This window comes from Mesorhizobium sp. dw_380 (genome assembly GCF_018588885.1).
GTDB lineage: Bacteria > Pseudomonadota > Alphaproteobacteria > Rhizobiales > Rhizobiaceae > Mesorhizobium.
On record NZ_JAFFIW010000012.1, the window covers coordinates 135,430 to 150,808 of the forward strand.

The following is a 15,379-nucleotide window of genomic DNA, read 5'->3' on the forward strand; positions in this document are numbered from 1 at the left end:
CGTGGAGTCCTTACCTTACTCAGGGGAAGAAAAGCAACTGCCCGTCCGGTCAACACACTTGCCCGTGGCGTTATGTCGACGACTATTTCTGGGATGATTTTCGATTGGAAACAGGTCGCGGCGCATTCTGCGATCGGCAGGATTCCGTCGCAAACGCAAAGCAGCATGGGCTATCTCCCCCGGCCGGCCGATAGACAGCGCCGCACAGCCGCGCTATCTCATTTCGGGGTTTGCAGGCTTGGTGGGGTTCGTGATGGAAATTGTTTCTGGAACGGTTTTGCGGTTGGCGGACGACGCCTCGGTCCAGCATGTCGGCGACGGTGCCGTCGTGCTTCTGGCGCGCAGCGGCCAGCTTTATACATGCAACGGCACGACCGAAGCCTTTCTCGAGAAGGTCGATGGTGCGCGCAGCCTCGACCAGATCGTCGGCCTGCTTTGCGCGGAGTTCGAGGTCGACAAGGGTACGCTCGACGAGGATATGGCGGCACTGGCCACCGATCTCGTCTCGGAAGGTATCCTCGCCGCCCCAGCTCCTTGATGGCTGAGGTACCGCTTGATGCCTGACGGTCCGCTCCTGCGCGCTTTGTTTCGCTGCCATCTCTGGGCAAGCGCCCGGCTGATGCCGGCCCTTATTGCCAAGCGCAGCTTCGAGGAGGTGCTGAAATGGGCGCCGCTCGCCTCGTCGACCCTTTATCGTGGCCTGCCCGCCGCCTACATTGTCGCTCGCGTCAACCGCACCGTGCGCCATCCCTGGCTGATGCGCGACCGCAGATGCCTGCGCGAAGGCCTGCTCGGCCATCGCTTCCTGCGCCTTGCCGGCTTCGATCCGGAGCTGCGTTTCGGCGTCGATCCGAAATCGCTGCAGACACCGCGCGTCTCGGCGCATTGCTGGGTCTGCCTCGACGGCAGGCCGGTGGTCAGTGACCGCCTTCCCGGCATGGTGGAGATCTATCGCCACCATGCCGATGCCATAAAGGTGCGCCCCGCTTGACCAGGCCTTCAGCATGCTATGGCCTCAACGGCCAGATCCTCGGCATAGCGGCCGAGCGGCCCGAGCTGTGGCAGGACTTCGACAGGATGCTGGGCATCCTGCGCATCGAAGATCCCGTCGATCCGGGCTTTCGCCTCGATATTGCCGAGGCGGACGTCCTGGACGAGGCACCCGGCGGATCGCTCGTCTTCGATGGCGAGATACCGGAGGATGGCCACTGCCGGATGATCGCGGATGGCGGCACTGTCCACCTCGTATTTCCCGGACGCCAGACCGTTGCGATCAATGACGAGGAAGGTTGGGCCGAACTCCGGGTTCGCCCTGGTGCGAAAGCCGCCTGGACGCCATCGATGCTGGTTCTGGACGCCGCACTCGACGCCGGCGGCCAGCATATGCTGCACACGGCCGGCCTGACGCTGCCTGGCCGCGATGCCGTCGTGCTGATCCATGCGCCGAGCGGCACCGGCAAGACCACGACGTCGCTGGCGCTGGCAATGCAAGGCTTCGGCCTCTGCTCCGACGACGCCATGATCCTGGACGTCGCTGCGGCCAGGCCGATGGCCTGGGGTTTGCCGCGCCACGTCAAGATCCACCAGAAGACCGCCGAGATGATCCCGCAGGTGGCGCCATGCCTTGGCACCTCCTGGGATCGCAACGGCGAACAGGCCGTTTCGCTGGAGCGATTGAGCGAGATCGTACGGATCGAAAGTCCCGTCGCCAGGCCGGTCGCAGCACTCCTGCATTTGGCGCGCTCGGCCGACAGCCAGACACAGCTCGTACCGATGGCCCGGACCGACGCGATGGTGGCGCTGGCGATGGACAATGTCCGCACCGGCATGACCGGCCTGCTGCCGCTGCAGAAGCGCCGGCTGGCGACGATCGGCAAGCTGGTCTCGTCAGTGCCGACCTTCATGCTGGAGGTCGGCGCGCGTCCCGCCGACGCGGCGGCGCTGATCATCGCCACGCCGACGAAGCAAGACTGAGCCGGAGGTTCAGGCTGCGGAAGGCCTGGCCTTCGCCAGCCGCTGGATCCAGCGGAAGGCATCGCGGCGCAGGCGCGAGCCGATCTTGTCCCTGGAATTGACCCTGAGCAGCGTGTTCGTCGTAATCAGCCGCTTGGCCAGCCGTATCGAGAGGCCGGGCTTGATGCGACGGGCGAGCTCAAGCGCGCCGCTCTCACCGAACAGCTCGCCGGTCACGTTGAGCACGATCGCCAGTTCGAGCTCGATGCCGGTCATGTGCGCCGCCTCGAGCAGGCGGCTTTCCGCTTCCGGCGATTGCAGCGCCCGCACGCCTTGCAGCACGTCGACGCAAAGCTGCAGCCGATGGAATTTGTGGCCGCCGGCGGCATGCACGATGGCGATGGTCAAAAGCGCTGCCGGTGTGTCCGTCGCCTCGCCGTCGATGATGCCCAATTCGCGAAACCCCAGCGACAGGCGCCGCCGCATGCCGGTGTCGTGCACCAGGTCGCCATGCAGTTCGACCAGCAGGCTCGAATTCTCCTTTTCCAGCCATTTGAACTCCTGCAGCCGGTAGGATTCGGCTTCGTTGCTGCCAAGCTCGAAGCCGCATGCCGCGATCACCTGGTTTGCCCGCGCAAGGTTGACGGGTTCGACGAGGATGTCGATGTCGGTGAACGGCCGGTCGGATACGTTGCGATAGAGCTTCCGCGCGAAGATCGGTCCCTTGACGATCCGCGCCGGAATGCCTTGCGTCGCCATCCCCTTCATGATGCGGTCGCCATGATACTGCAGCAGCATCGACTGGCCGGTGGCCATCGTCGCCTTTTGGCGCAGGTCGTCGAGCTTCTCCCGCAAGCTGGCGTCCGGCGGCAAATGCGCGTCGCCGCGCTCTTGCAGCTTGCGCAGCATGATAGGCAGGATGCCGTGGAATTCAGCATTGTCGAGCAACGCCGACAGGGCCTTTGCCGACAAATTATCCTCGACTGCCGCGGCCTCTGGATCGGCGAAGCGCAGCAGCAGTCTTTCTTCGGCGGAGTTGAGGAATGGCAGCATCAGCCCTGGGCAAGTCACTAAGTGGATGCCCAGGATGGTTGCAGAAAAGCGTTGTGGAAGCCAGCCTTACATGCCCCAGCGCAGTGCTGCCGTGTGGACAGGCGCGTCCCACCAGCCGGTCATCTCGTCATCGAGCATGGTCAGCGTGATCGAGCAGCCGGCCATGTCGAGCGAGGTGACATAGGTGCCGACCAGCGAGCGGGCTATCGTCACGCCGCGCTTCTCGAAAATTTTGCGCGCGCTGTTGTACATCAGATAGAGCTCCATCAGCGGCGTGCCGCCGAAGCCGTTGACGAACAGCAGGGCCGGGCCCGCTGCCCTGCCGCCGAGATCGCCTGATATCGCGGCACAAATCTCCTCGGCGATCGCGTCGGCGCTTTTCAAAGCGTCGCGGCGGCGGCCGGGTTCGCCGTGGATGCCGACGCCGAATTCCATCTCGCTGTCGCCGATGTCGAAGGTTGGCTTGCCGGCGGCCGGAACCGTGCCGCTGGTCAGCGCCACGCCCATCGAGCGGGTGGCGGCATTGACGCGGTCGCCCAGCGTCTTCAACACCGGCAGCGCCAGGCCATGCTCGGCCGCCGCGCCAACGATCTTTTCCACCACCAGCGTGCCGGCGACGCCGCGCCGGCCGGTCGTATAGGATGAATTCTCGACGGCGACGTCGTCATTGGTCACCACTTGCAGGATGCCCTCCGACATTTCGGCCGCCATGTCGAAATTCATCACGTCGCCCTCGTAATTCTTGACGATGAACAGGCAGCCGGCACCGGTGTCGACGGCCTGCGCCGCCGCCAGCATCTGGTCCGGCGTCGGGGAGGTGAACACCTGGCCGGGGCAGGCGGCATCCAGCATGCCATGGCCGACAAAGCCGCCATGCAGCGGCTCGTGGCCGGAGCCTCCGCCCGAGATCAGCGCCACCTTGCCCGGCTGCAAGGTCTTGCGGCGGATGAACTTGTGCTCGTCACCAAGCACCAGGATATCGGCATGGGCGGCCGCGAACCCGTCGAGGCTCTCGGTCAGCACCGTGTCCACCGCGTTCATAAATTTCTTCATGGCGTCCTCCCAAACAGCCCGGCAAGAGATGGTCAGCCGCCACCCTTGCCGGCGATGCTGGTGATCTTCTGGATGAATTCGTTGATCGCCCGGTCGAGCGCTGCATTCTGCTTGTCGTCGCCGAAATCGGGCACGACAAGCGAAACATGCCGCGTCTTGCGCATGCCTGCCGCGATCGACATCTTTCCGGGATGGGCCTGATGGTAGGCGGCGAGGAACTGATCCCGCTCGGCCGGGCTGAAATGGCAGACGGAAAAAATCGAAGGCAGATGTTTCGAGGGGATAGGGATCGAATAGGTCGGGCTGGAGATCTGCGTGACGAAGCTGCGGTGCTTGCCAAGCGCGTCGGCAAGGCGCTGGCGCATGCCGGACGGGCGTTGGTCGATGACCTGCGACAGGATCGTCTTGTAGGCGCGGATCGCCTCTTCGGAGCCGGGTTCGGGTTTGATGTCAACCATGCCAGCCGCGCCTAGATCGAAACGTCTGATATGGCCGCCTTGGCCATTGCGAGTTGCGCCGGTGCGACGGAAAGGTCGCGCAGGCCAGCCTCGATCAGCGCCGGGATCGAGGCGGGATCGCCACCGGCATCGCCGCACAGGCTGACAGGAATCCCGTTTTCCCGTCCGAAGGCCGTGACCGAGCCGATCAGCCGCAGCACCGCGGGATGGCGGACCGAATTGAGGTGTGCGACCGCGGCATTGTCGCGCGCCGCCGCCATCACATACTGCGTCAGGTCGTTGGAGCCGATCGAGAAGAAGGCGACGCCGGCGAACGCCTCCGGCGCGATCGCCACCGACGGCACCTCGACCATGATGCCGAGCGGCGGCATCTGTTGTGCTGCGCCGCGCGCGGCAAGTTCTGCCTGTTCTTCGGCGAACAAGGAGGCTGCCCGTTCATACTCTTCGGCCATGGCGATCATCGGAAACATGACCCTGAGATTGCCGTGTGGCGCGGCGCGCAGCAATGCCCTGATCTGTACGCGAAAAATGTCGAGCCGGGCCAGCGACAGCCTGATCCCGCGCAGCCCGAGGAACGGATTGCCCTCCTCGACGGTGAAGCCCGGCACCGGCTTGTCGCCGCCGGCATCGACGGTGCGGATCGTCACCGGCTTTTCAGCGGCCCACTCCAGCACCTTGCGGTAGGCGCGATACTGCGTCTCCTCATCCGGCAATGTCTTGCCGAACAGGAATTCGGTCCGCATCAGCCCGACACCGTCGCAGGTCGCGATGTCGATGGCGTCGACATCTGAGGGGTCGGCGATATTGACCTGCACGCGCACCGCAGTGCCGGCCCTGGTCACCGCCGGCCGCGCCAGGAAAGTCCGCGCCTTGCCCTGGCGGGCCGCGAAGGAAGCGGCCGACTGCCGGAACGAGCCGATCTCCGCCGGCGAGGGCGCCAGGACGATACTGCCGTGCTCGGCGTCGAGGAGTGCCATGCCGGCAAGTTTGGCGGGCGGTTCGCGCAGGCCCACGATCATCGGCACGCCGCGCGAGCGCGCCAGCATGGCGACATGACTGGCGGTGCTGCCCGCCTTCAGCGCGATGCCGCCGCCATGACTCCAGTCGGTTTCGAGAAAGCGCGTCGGCGCGATGTCCTCGCCGCAGAGGATGGCACCGGACGGTGCGGCGGGGTCATCATCCTCGGTCAGAGCGCGCAGCACCTGGTCCCTGATATCGCGCAGGTCCGTTGCGCGGGCGCGGAAATAATCCTGGTCCGAGGCCTCGTAGCCGGCGATCTCGGCATCGAGTGCCTGCCGCCAAGCCGCGTCGGCGGTCCGTCCGGATGCGATCGACGCGAAGGCCGGTCCGCTCAGCGCGTCGTCTTCCAGCATGGCGATGTGGAATTCGAGTATGCCGGCGGCGTCGCTGTCGGCGGTTTCGACTATTGTCGCAAGTCGGCTTACCGCCTTGCCGATCGCGGCTTCCAGCGATGTCTTTTCTTCCGCTGCGGTGGCTTTGCCTGCGTAGACGGCCGGCGGCCGGTCGAGGTCGAACAGCGGCCCTTCGGCATAGCCGGCCGAGGCCGGAACACCCTCAATCCGCATGGCCCGCATTCCCCGCGGGCTGGCGAAAGCGGGCGCCAGCCTCAAGCCGACCGGACATGACCGGCATTCTCGTCGAAATCACGCCGCACCAATTCGATCAGCGCGCGGATAGCGTCATTGGCGTCATCACCCCGGGCCCTGATATGCAGTACCGTTCCCTTTGGCGCCTTGGCCGCCATCACCTTGACGATGCTCTTGGCGTCGAACCATGGGCCATTGGCGGCAAGTGCTATTTCCACGTCGGCGGCAAAGGTCTTGGCCAGCTTGGTGAACTTCACCGAAGGACGCGCATGCAGGCCCACATCGTGGGTGATCAGGACGGTCGCTTCGGCGGCTGCGGACATTCTAGAAATCCCGTTCACTCACGACGGCGACAATTCGTGCGCCGTCGCCACCACTTCTTTCAGCGATGCGCCGCCGGATGCCTCGGTCGCCGCCATCACCGCGCCCTCGACGATCGGCGCGTTGCAGACGATGATCTTCTGCGCACGCGGTTCGCCGATCATCTCCACCGCCATTTCCGAATTGGTCTCGGCGCCGCCGAGATCGACAAGGATGGCGACACCGGCTTCCGACCAGGCTTTTTCGATGGCGCCCATGATCGCTTCGACACTGGTGCCGAGCCCGCCATGGCCGTTTCCGCCGCACCACGCAAGCGGCACTTCGTCGCCCACCATCTGCCGTACCATGTCGGCCGTGCCCTCCGCGACCAGCGGCGAATGCGACACGATCACGATCCCGACATTGCTCATGCGTCTTCCCCGATCGCTTGCGCCACTGTGCGCACCAGCAGCGCGGTCGAGCGCGCGCCGGCATCCATGTGGCCGATCGACCGGTCGCCAAGGAACGAGGCGCGGCCGCGCAGCGCCTTCATCGGCACGGTCGCCTTGGCGGCGGCGTCCGCGATGTCGGCGATCTCCGCCGCCGTCTTCTCCCCGGCCAAGGCGTCGTGCACCGGCTGCAGCACATCGAGCATGGTTTTCTGGCCAACTTGCGACTTGCCGCGCGCGGCGACCGCCTCGATCGCCTTGCCGAAGGCAGCCGTGAGGTTGGCGCGATCGGGCTCCGCCGAAATCTCCTTGCCGAGCGCCATGAACAATGTGCCGAACAGCGGGCCCGATGCACCGCCCACAGTCATCACCAGCTTGGTGCCGATCGCCTTCAGGGCCTCGGGCAGCGGCTTTGCGGCGAACAGATCAGCCTCGGCCCGCACGGCCTCAAAGCCGCGCTTCATGTTCAGCCCATGATCGCCGTCGCCGATCGCCTGGTCGAGCGCCGTCAATTCCTCGGCGTGAGCGGCAATCGCATCCGCCGCGGCCGCGATCAGCCTGGCAAGGTTCAACGCCGCCATTTCGCCAAAATTCCCGGTTTCCACCTTGCCGGCAGTAGCGAAAGAACGGTCATTCGGCAACGGGTGCATGCGTCAGGCCGTGACAAGCAGAGAGGCGGCTGCCGCGAACACCTCAGCCACCGCATGGGCGCCAGGGTCGGTCACGCCCTGCAATTTGGCGCCGACATAGGCGGACCGTCCGGCTTTTGCCTTCTCCATGGCGGCCGTGGCCTCGGCACCGCGCCGGGCCGCTATCGCCGCATCGCCAAGGCCATCGCTGTCGAGCGCCTTGAGCGCCGGCTCCAGTGCGTCGACCATGGTGCGATCGCCCGGTTTGGCTCCGCCGTAGAAGGTCATCCGCTCAAGCCCGGCAAGCAGCGCCTTCGGCACATCAGCCCCGCCGTCCACGGCCTGCGCGGCCGCCGTGAAGAAGATCGACAGCAGCACCCCGCTGGAGCCGCCCATCGATGCGCTCAGTATGTCGCCTATCGCGCCAAGGGCCGCTGCGGGATCGGCAAGCGGCAGCGTGTCGAGCCGCTCAAGGATGCTGCGTGCGCCGGTTGCCACCGTCGAGCCGGTATCGCCGTCGCCCGCCTTGGCGTCGAGCCCGTTCAATACCCCTTCGAGTGAAATCAGCCTTTCGCCGACCGTGACGATCAGGCGCCTGGTGCCTGCATGCTGGCTGGGCTTGCGTGCAGCACTTTGTCCGGCTGCTTTCGCCATCGGCACGACATCGGGTGCAACGACCGGCTTTGCCGGCATCCACGCATACGGGCCGACCGGCGCCAGCAGGGCCGTCTCGCGCGCGGCGTCGAGCCGGATCAGCGACAGCGAGAAGCCGTTCATGTTGAGCGCCGTCATCAGCGGTCCCGGGCCGATCGTCAGCTTGATGGCCTTGGCGAGTGGCGAGGCAAGCACCGCATTGGCGATGACAGACATTTCGAGCGGCGGCACGGAACCGAGATTGTTGATCAGCAAAGCATAGCTTGCCTTCGGGTCGAGCCGCACTGCCAGGCGCTCCGCCATGATCGCCACCAGCCGGTTGGCGCTTTGCACCACGATGCGCTCGACACCGGGTTCGCCATGTATGCCGAGGCCGAGCTCGCCATCGTCGGCCCCGAACCTGTCTTCATGCGGCTGGCCGGGGATGGAGCAGGACGATAGCGACATGCCGAGAGAAACGATGTCCTTCGCAGCGGCCCGAGCGGCTGCCGCAATCGACGCCAGATCATGACCGGCCTCCGACAGATGGCCTGATATCTTGTGCACGAACAAGGTCCCGGCAACACCGCGCGGCTGGGCAATGTCAGGCAGCGCGATATCGTCGGCAACGATCACCATCTCGACGCGAAAGCCTTCGGCGCGCGCCTTCTCGGCAGCCAGGCCGAAATTGAGACGGTCGCCGGTATAATTCTTGACGATCAGCAGGCAGCCGGCCGGTCCGGTGACCGCGCGGATGGCCGCCAGTACCGCCTCGACGCTTGGCGAGGCGAAGATTTCGCCCGAGACCGCCGCAGTCAGCATGCCCTTGCCGACGAACCCGGCATGCGAAGGCTCGTGCCCGGCACCGCCACCGGAAACGACGCTGACCTTCGACTTGTCCCAGCCCGCGCGCAGCACGACCTTGACCTCGGGATAGCCGTCGAGACGCGCGAGATCGCCTGCGCCAATGGTCCGCAACAGACCGTCCAGCGCCTCGGTGACGATCGTTTCCCGGCGGTTGAAAAAGTGCTTCATCGAATTCGTCCCGTATTCACAATCGTCAATCACAAACCGGCGTTTGGACCCTTGGCGGGAGAGCCGAAAACCGTTTCACATCAATCTTTGTCCATCGGCGCCGAAATAGAGCGGCGAGCGGTAGCGGATCACCACTCTGTCACCTTGCGCCAGATCCGTGTCTGGATCGGTCAGCGTCACCAGTTTCTTCGGGCCGACCGTCACATGCAGGTGGTTCTGGTCGCCGAGATGCTCGACCCAGTCGACGACGCCATCGGCATGGCCATTCATGGCTTTTTCGATGGCCAGATGCTCGGTGCGCGCGCCGATCGTTCTGGTGCCGGCCGGCGTGCCGCCATCGGGCAGCAGGCCGGTCGGCAGAAGATTGATCGCCGGCTGGCCGAGCCTCGCCGCGACATGCAGGTTCGCCGGCTCGGAATAGATGGTCCGCGGCGAGCCGATCTGCACCAGCACGCCGTCGGCCAGGATGCCGATGCGGTCGGCCATGGTCATCGCCTCGATCTGGTCATGCGTGACGTAGAGCATTGTGGCGCCGAGTTCCGACTGGATCCGCTTCAACTCGAGCCGCAGGTCCGCCCGCAGCTTGGCGTCGAGCGACGACAGCGGCTCATCCATCAGGTAGATGGCGGGCTTGCGCACCAGCGCGCGGCCGATGGCGACGCGCTGCATTTCGCCGCCGGAGAGCTTGGTCGAACGGTTGGCGAGCTTGTGATGGATGCGCACCATCCTGGCCACTTCCTCGACCCGCCGGCGGATCTGGTCTTCCGGTATTCTCCGGGCCGGCGAGCGCAGCGGAAAGGCGAGATTGTCGAACACCGACAGATGCGGATAGAGCGAATACTGCTGGAACACGAAGGCGGTGTCGCGCTCGGCCGGCGATAGCGTCGTCGCATTATGGCCGCCGATCTCGATCGTGCCGGCGTCCGGCCGTTCCAGCCCGGCAATCAGCCGCAATGTCGTCGTCTTGCCGGCGCCGGTCGGCCCGAGCAGCACGACGAACTCACCGTCTGATATATGCAGGTCGAGACCGTCGACGGCGACATGATCGCCAAAGCTCTTGGTCACGTTCTTGATGTGCACGTCAGCCATGCTGCGCTCTCCCTTGAGAGGCGGTATCGTGAACCGCGGTTCTCACCGCGCGTCCGGAGCCCTTGTCGAACAGCGACAGCCGCGCGCTGTTCAGCGTCAGCCCGACATGATCGCCGGCATTGAGCCGGATCTCGGCCGGCACCCGCGCCTTGATGATGCCGTCCGCCGTCTCCACCGCGACGATCTGCGTCGTGCCGAGATATTCGGTGCCGTAGATCGCGCCGCGCAGCTTGGAAGCATCGTCGAAGCGGATGTGTTCGGGCCGGATGCCAAGCGCCATGTCAGCCGGCGCGATGTCCTCCCGCACCTCCGGCACCGCGACTTTCGCTCCCTGGACGACGATCTCCTTCGCGCCCTTGGCGAGCCCGCCGCCAAACCCCAAAAAATTCATCGGCGGCGAGCCGATGAAGTCGGCGACGAACATGGTCGCCGGGCGATCATAGATTTCACGTGGGCTGCCGAACTGTTCGATGACACCGTGGTTCATGACAGCGATCTTGTCGGCCATCGACATCGCTTCCATCTGGTCGTGTGTGACATAGACCGTCGTGGCATGGATGCGGTTGTGCAGCTCGCGCAATTCATGGACCATCAAATCGCGGAATTCGGTGTCGAGCGTGCCGAGCGGCTCGTCCATCAGGAAGCATTTCGGCCGCCGCACGATGGCGCGGCCGAGCGCCACGCGCTGGCGGTCGCCGCCCGCAAGGCCGGAAACTGATTTGTTGAGCAGATGGTCGATGCGCAGCAGCTTCGCCGTTTCCTCGACCCTTGTCCGGATTTCGGCCGACGGCATGCCTTGCGCCAAGAGCGGGAAGCCGATGTTCTTGCGCACATTCATATGCGGATAGAGCGCGAACAGCTGGAAGACGAAGGCGATGTCGCGCTCGCGGGCTCGCAGCATGGTGACGTCGTCGCCGCCGAGCAGGATCTGGCCGCCGGTCGGCAGCTCCAGCCCGGCGATCATGCGCAAGGTCGTCGTCTTGCCGCAGCCCGATGGGCCGAGCATAACGAAGAACTCGCCATCCTCGACGACGAAGTTGGAATCCTGCACGGCGACGAAGTCGCCGAAGGCCTTCCTCAAATTCTGGACGCGGATTTCGGCCATGGTTATTCCGGGAACTTCGAGACGATGATGAACATCACGGTGCCGGCAAGCATGGTGATGAAGGAATAGGTATAGAGCGACAGCGCGAAAGGCTGGAACAGCATCAGGAAGCCGATGGCGATGAGTGCCGTCGCGATGTTTTCCATCAGTCCGCGCCGGGCCCAGACCGGCCAGCGCGATTTGCGTTTGACGGGTTTGGTCATGCTCATTTGCGCACCGCGCCGAAGGTGATGCCGCGCAGCAATTGCTTGCGAAGCAGGATGGTGAAAACCAGGATCGGCACCAGGAAGATCGTCGTGCCCGCCGCCACTGCCGGCCAGTCCTGGCCGCCTTCGCCGATGATGGTCGGGATGAAGGGCGGCGCGGTCTGCGCCGTGCCGGAGGTGAGGAGTGCCGCGAACGCATATTCGTTCCAGGCGAAGATCAGGCAGAAGATGGCGGTCGCTGCGATGCCGGTCGTCGCCTGCGGCAGCACGGTGCGCCAGAAGGCCTGCAGCCGCGTATAGCCGTCGATCATCGCCGCTTCCTCGTACTCGCGCGGGATCTCGTCGATGAAGCCCTTCAGCAGCCACACGGCCAGCGATACGTTGACCGCCGTGTAGAGCAGGATCATGCCAAGCGCCGTGTCCGACAAGCCAAGCTCGCGGTACATCAGGTAGATCGGAATGGCGACGGCGATCGGCGGCATGAAGCGCGTCGACAGGATGAAGAACAGAAGATCGTCGGCGAGCGGCACCTTGAAGCGCGAGAAGCCATAGGCCGACAGCGTGCCGAGAAAGACAGCGCAGAAGGTCGAGCCGAAAGCGATGATCAATGAATTGACGAAGCGCGGCAGGAAGTTGGACGGGCCGGCGATCACCATGTTGCGCTTGCGCACAGTCTCATCGCAGAAGCCGGTCGCCGGTCCCAGCGAGTTGATGTATTCCGGCGTCTGCCTTGTGCGCGTCGTGAACAGGTTGCAATAGCCCTCGATGCTCGGCTGGAACAGGATTTTTGGCGGATAGGCGATCGAATCCGGCGGCGTCTTGAAGCTGGTGGCGAAGATCCACAGCAGCGGCACGATCGAGATCAGCGCGTAGGCGATGATGATCGCGCCGGCGATGCGCTTCGAGTTTGCCGAAGGTGCGACGACCGAATGGGCAGATGTCAGGCTCATCTCTGCTTCACCTTGTTGAGCGCCTTGACGTAGATGTTGGCGAGGCCGAACACCGCGACGAACAGGATGATGGCGAAGGCCGATGAATAGCCGGTGCGCCAGCTCTCGAAAGCCTGCCGCTTCAGCGTGATCGAGGCGACCTCGGTGGTCGAGCCCGGCCCGCCGCCGGTCAACAGGTTGACCATGTCGAACATCTTGAAGTTCTCGATGCCGCGGAACAGCACCGCCAGCATGATGAAGGGCAGCGCCATAGGCAGCGTGATCGACCAGAACTGCCGCCAGTTGGAGGCGCGGTCGACCTCGGCCGCCTCGTAGATGTATTCGGGGATCGAGCGCAGGCCGGCGAGGCAGATCAGCATCACGTAGGGCGTCCACATCCAGGTGTCGACGATGATGATCGACCACGGCGCCAGCGAGACGTTGGAGAGCATCTGGATGTTTGCCGGCGGGATGCCTGACACGAAGGAGATGGCATAGGCGAACAAGCCGATCTGCGGCTCGTAGAGGAAGCGCCAGAAATTGCCGACCACCGCCGGCGACAGCATCATCGGCACCAGGATCAGTGTCGTCCAGAAAGCGTGGCCACGGAATTTCCGGTCGATCAGCCAGGCCAGGGTGAAGCCGATCAGTGTCTGCAAGAGGATGGTCCAGAACACGAAATGCGCCGTCGTCTGCATGGCGATCCAGATGTCCTGGTCGCCGAGGATGCGCTGGTAATTGGCAAAGCCGAGGTTCTTCACCATCTCGTTCGGCCGGTTGGCCCGGTAGTTGGTGAACGACAGATAGATCGCCCAGAACAGCGGGAAGATGTTGATGGCGAGCAGCAACAGGATCGTCGGCGAGATGAACAGCCACGCCAGGCCCTTGTCGCTGATGCCCCGGACCTTGCGGGCCAACGGTTCCGGGGTGGCCCGGGCAACGTTCTCCGCGGTCCGATTGAGCATGGTCAGTCCTGCTTCGGTCACTTGGGTCGTCTCTGTTATGGAATTTATCTGAACTGCGTCCCGTGCCAAGGGTGGCACGGGACGCTTGGCCTAGCTCGGGAGGAGCCGGTTACATCTTGCCATCGTCCTGGAACACCTGCGTCCAGTCCTTGACCAGGCCGTCAAGAGCATCCTTGGCGGAGCCCTGGCCGGCGACGACATAGTCGTGGAAGCGCTTCTGCGAGGCCTGCAGCAGCGGTGCGTAGCTGGGCTCGGCCCAGAAGTCCTTCACGATGGCCATCGAGTCGAGGAAGGTCTGGGCGTAGGGTTGGCTGGCCGGGAATTTCGGATCCTTCACCACCGCGTTCAGGCAGGAATAGCCGCCAAGCGACCACCACTTGGCCTGCACGTCCTTGTTGGCGAACCACTTGATGTATTTCAGCGCCGATTCCTGCTTGTCGGAATAGGACACCACCGAAATGCCCTGGCCGCCGAGCTGCGCGAACTGGTCGCCACCGGGTCCCTTGGGATTGACGAAATAGCCGATCTTGTCGCCGCCGACATTCTCGTCCTTCTGCAGGCCGGGCCATGTGAAAGCAAAATTCATATGCATCGCCACCTGGCCGGATTTGAAGGCGTCGATGCCTTCGCCCATGTAGCTGTTCGACGCTCCCGGCGGGGTGCAGCAGTCATAGAGCGCTTTGTAGAACTCCAGCCCCTTCACCGACTTATCGGAATTGACGAAGCTTTCCATGTCGTAGGGCTTCTTCGGATTCTCATACTGAAAGCCGTAGCTGTAGAGCACATCCATGGCGCCCATGGTGATGCCTTCCGAGCCACGCTCGGTGTAGATCGAAGCACCGTAGACGGTTTTGCCGTCGATCTGCCGCTTCTGGAAGAATTCGGCGATCTGCTTCAGCTGGTCGAAGGTGGCCGGCGGTCCGAGATCCCAGCCATACTTCTCCTTGAATTCCTTCTGCAGCTCCGGCTTGGAGAACCAGTCCTTGCGGTAGGTCCAGCCGACGACATCGCCCATGGCCGGCAGCGCCCAATAGTTCGGCGTGTTCTTCGGCCATTCCGAATAGCCGACGACGGTCGCCGGCACGAAGTCGTCCATGCTGATCTTCTCCTTGTCGAAGAAGTCGTTCAGCTTGACGTAGTGGCCGTTCTCCGCCGCGCCGCCGATCCACTGGCTGTCGCCGATGATCAGGTCGCACAGCTTGCCGTGCGAGTTCAGCTCGTTGAGGAAGCGGTCGGCATAGTTGGTCCACGGCACGAATTCGAATTTCATGCCGATGCCGGTTTCCTTGGTGAAATCCTTGGACAGTTCGACAAGCGCGTTTGCCGGATCCCAGGCGGCCCAGCACAGCGTCAGGTCTTCAGCGTGCGCGGCGTTCGAGAGGGCTGTCGACGCTGTGATCGCCGAGGCCAGTCCCAACGCCAGTTTAAAGCTCGATTTCATGCCTTCCTCCCATTTGCGAAACGCGCCCGAATGGCGGTTTCAAGAGCCCGTTACCCTCGCTCCTCCGAGGGCCCAAACATGGCGACGCAGCACGTCGCGAATGTTTAGTAATTTGTTTAGTGATGCAATTTTTACTAAACAAGGCAAGCGAATTCGTTGCTGCGTCGCACCATGTTTGCGCCGACCTCTGAAAATGTTGGGAAAAGTGTCGGCGCGGAGCGAACGCGTGCGGACTGCGGAAGTCGCGCGGCGCTATTCCAAGACCTGGTCCGGAGATGGTTGCCTAGTTCAGTCGACCCGCTTGGCACTCTCGGCGCGCTGTTCTTCCAGGAATACCCCGACTGGCTGTCGCTGGTCGGCCTCGCGGTCGTCGGCAGCTCCGGCCTGCTGACCATGGTGCGCGAGGAAGTGCGGCTGGTCACGGTGCGCTGGAACCCGTTTTCGCGCACCCGGCTTTGACCCCTGCCGGTTGCA

17 protein-coding genes and 1 pseudogene are annotated in these 15,379 nt (G+C 64.0%); 4 read left to right on the plus strand and 14 right to left on the minus strand.

The annotated features are described in order from the left end of the window. Window positions 1-253: 253 nt before the first annotated feature. Genes JT360_RS14895 through JT360_RS14905 form a run of 3 tightly spaced genes read left to right on the plus strand, consistent with a single transcriptional unit; the run spans window position 254 to window position 1,974 of the window. Window positions 254-538, plus strand: a complete 285-nt coding sequence (locus JT360_RS14895) for a PqqD family protein (protein ID WP_214472416.1) — start codon at window positions 254-256, stop codon at window positions 536-538. Window positions 539-556: 18 nt separating this feature from the next. Next, entirely contained in the window at window positions 557-991 is a 435-nt protein-coding gene (locus JT360_RS14900; protein ID WP_214472417.1) for a lasso peptide biosynthesis B2 protein, read from the plus strand. Further along, window positions 988-1,974, plus strand: coding sequence for a phosphoenolpyruvate carboxykinase (ATP) (locus tag JT360_RS14905; RefSeq protein WP_214472418.1), 987 nt, complete (start codon window positions 988-990; stop codon window positions 1,972-1,974). The genes JT360_RS14900 and JT360_RS14905 overlap by 4 nt, the downstream gene beginning before the upstream one ends. Before the next feature lie 9 nt (window positions 1,975-1,983). Here JT360_RS14905 and JT360_RS14910 read toward each other — a convergent pair whose 3' ends face one another. From JT360_RS14910 to JT360_RS14975, 14 genes are all read right to left on the minus strand, one after another. Then, complete coding sequence (locus JT360_RS14910; RefSeq protein WP_214472419.1) at window positions 1,984-3,006, minus strand: nucleotidyltransferase family protein; 1,023 nt, start codon at window positions 3,004-3,006, stop codon at window positions 1,984-1,986. Window positions 3,007-3,072: 66 nt separating this feature from the next. After that, window positions 3,073-4,059 carry a dihydroxyacetone kinase subunit DhaK gene (dhaK, locus tag JT360_RS14915; RefSeq protein ID WP_214472420.1) on the minus strand — a complete coding sequence of 329 codons (987 nt, stop codon included), beginning with the start codon at window positions 4,057-4,059 and terminating at the stop codon, window positions 3,073-3,075. Window positions 4,060-4,091: 32 nt separating this feature from the next. Beyond that, window positions 4,092-4,517 (minus strand): hypothetical protein, encoded by a 426-nt coding sequence (locus JT360_RS14920; protein ID WP_214472421.1) that lies wholly within the window; start codon window positions 4,515-4,517, stop codon window positions 4,092-4,094. Between the two features lie 11 nt (window positions 4,518-4,528). Then, window positions 4,529-6,103, minus strand: coding sequence for a phosphoenolpyruvate--protein phosphotransferase (gene ptsP, locus JT360_RS14925; protein WP_214472422.1), 1,575 nt, complete (start codon window positions 6,101-6,103; stop codon window positions 4,529-4,531). Between the two features lie 41 nt (window positions 6,104-6,144). Then, on the minus strand, window positions 6,145-6,447 hold the full coding sequence (locus JT360_RS14930) for an HPr family phosphocarrier protein (protein ID WP_214472423.1): 303 nt from the start codon (window positions 6,445-6,447) through the stop codon (window positions 6,145-6,147). An 18-nt stretch (window positions 6,448-6,465) separates the two neighbouring features. Beyond that, on the minus strand, window positions 6,466-6,855 hold the full coding sequence (dhaM, locus tag JT360_RS14935; protein WP_006206912.1) for a dihydroxyacetone kinase phosphoryl donor subunit DhaM: 390 nt from the start codon (window positions 6,853-6,855) through the stop codon (window positions 6,466-6,468). Then, window positions 6,852-7,454: a dihydroxyacetone kinase subunit DhaL gene (gene dhaL, locus JT360_RS14940; RefSeq protein ID WP_214472424.1), complete on the minus strand. Its 603-nt coding sequence runs from the start codon at window positions 7,452-7,454 to the stop codon at window positions 6,852-6,854. Before dhaL ends, dhaM begins: the two co-directional genes overlap by 4 nt. Window positions 7,455-7,526: 72 nt before the next feature. Continuing rightward, window positions 7,527-9,170 (minus strand): dihydroxyacetone kinase subunit DhaK, encoded by a 1,644-nt coding sequence (locus tag JT360_RS14945; protein ID WP_214472425.1) that lies wholly within the window; start codon window positions 9,168-9,170, stop codon window positions 7,527-7,529. A 75-nt stretch (window positions 9,171-9,245) separates the two neighbouring features. Next, on the minus strand, window positions 9,246-10,259 hold the full coding sequence (locus JT360_RS14950; protein WP_214472426.1) for an ABC transporter ATP-binding protein: 1,014 nt from the start codon (window positions 10,257-10,259) through the stop codon (window positions 9,246-9,248). Then, entirely contained in the window at window positions 10,252-11,364 is a 1,113-nt protein-coding gene (locus tag JT360_RS14955; RefSeq protein ID WP_214472427.1) for an ABC transporter ATP-binding protein, read from the minus strand. The genes JT360_RS14950 and JT360_RS14955 overlap by 8 nt, the downstream gene beginning before the upstream one ends. A gap of 2 nt (window positions 11,365-11,366) precedes the next feature. Next, the gene (locus JT360_RS14960; RefSeq protein WP_081850242.1) at window positions 11,367-11,573 is read right to left on the minus strand and encodes a hypothetical protein; all 207 of its coding nucleotides are present in this window, start codon (window positions 11,571-11,573) and stop codon (window positions 11,367-11,369) included. Then, window positions 11,570-12,520 carry a carbohydrate ABC transporter permease gene (locus JT360_RS14965; RefSeq protein ID WP_214472428.1) on the minus strand — a complete coding sequence of 317 codons (951 nt, stop codon included), beginning with the start codon at window positions 12,518-12,520 and terminating at the stop codon, window positions 11,570-11,572. Before JT360_RS14965 ends, JT360_RS14960 begins: the two co-directional genes overlap by 4 nt. Further along, the gene (locus JT360_RS14970; protein WP_214472429.1) at window positions 12,517-13,464 is read right to left on the minus strand and encodes a carbohydrate ABC transporter permease; all 948 of its coding nucleotides are present in this window, start codon (window positions 13,462-13,464) and stop codon (window positions 12,517-12,519) included. The genes JT360_RS14965 and JT360_RS14970 overlap by 4 nt, the downstream gene beginning before the upstream one ends. Window positions 13,465-13,573: 109 nt before the next feature. Further along, window positions 13,574-14,905 (minus strand): ABC transporter substrate-binding protein, encoded by a 1,332-nt coding sequence (locus JT360_RS14975; RefSeq protein WP_214472430.1) that lies wholly within the window; start codon window positions 14,903-14,905, stop codon window positions 13,574-13,576. 309 nt (window positions 14,906-15,214) lie between these two features. Here JT360_RS14975 and JT360_RS14980 point away from each other — a divergent pair. Further along, window positions 15,215-15,364 (plus strand): annotated as a pseudogene (locus JT360_RS14980) (DMT family transporter); the annotation flags it as partial. Between the last annotated feature and the right edge of the window lie 15 nt (window positions 15,365-15,379).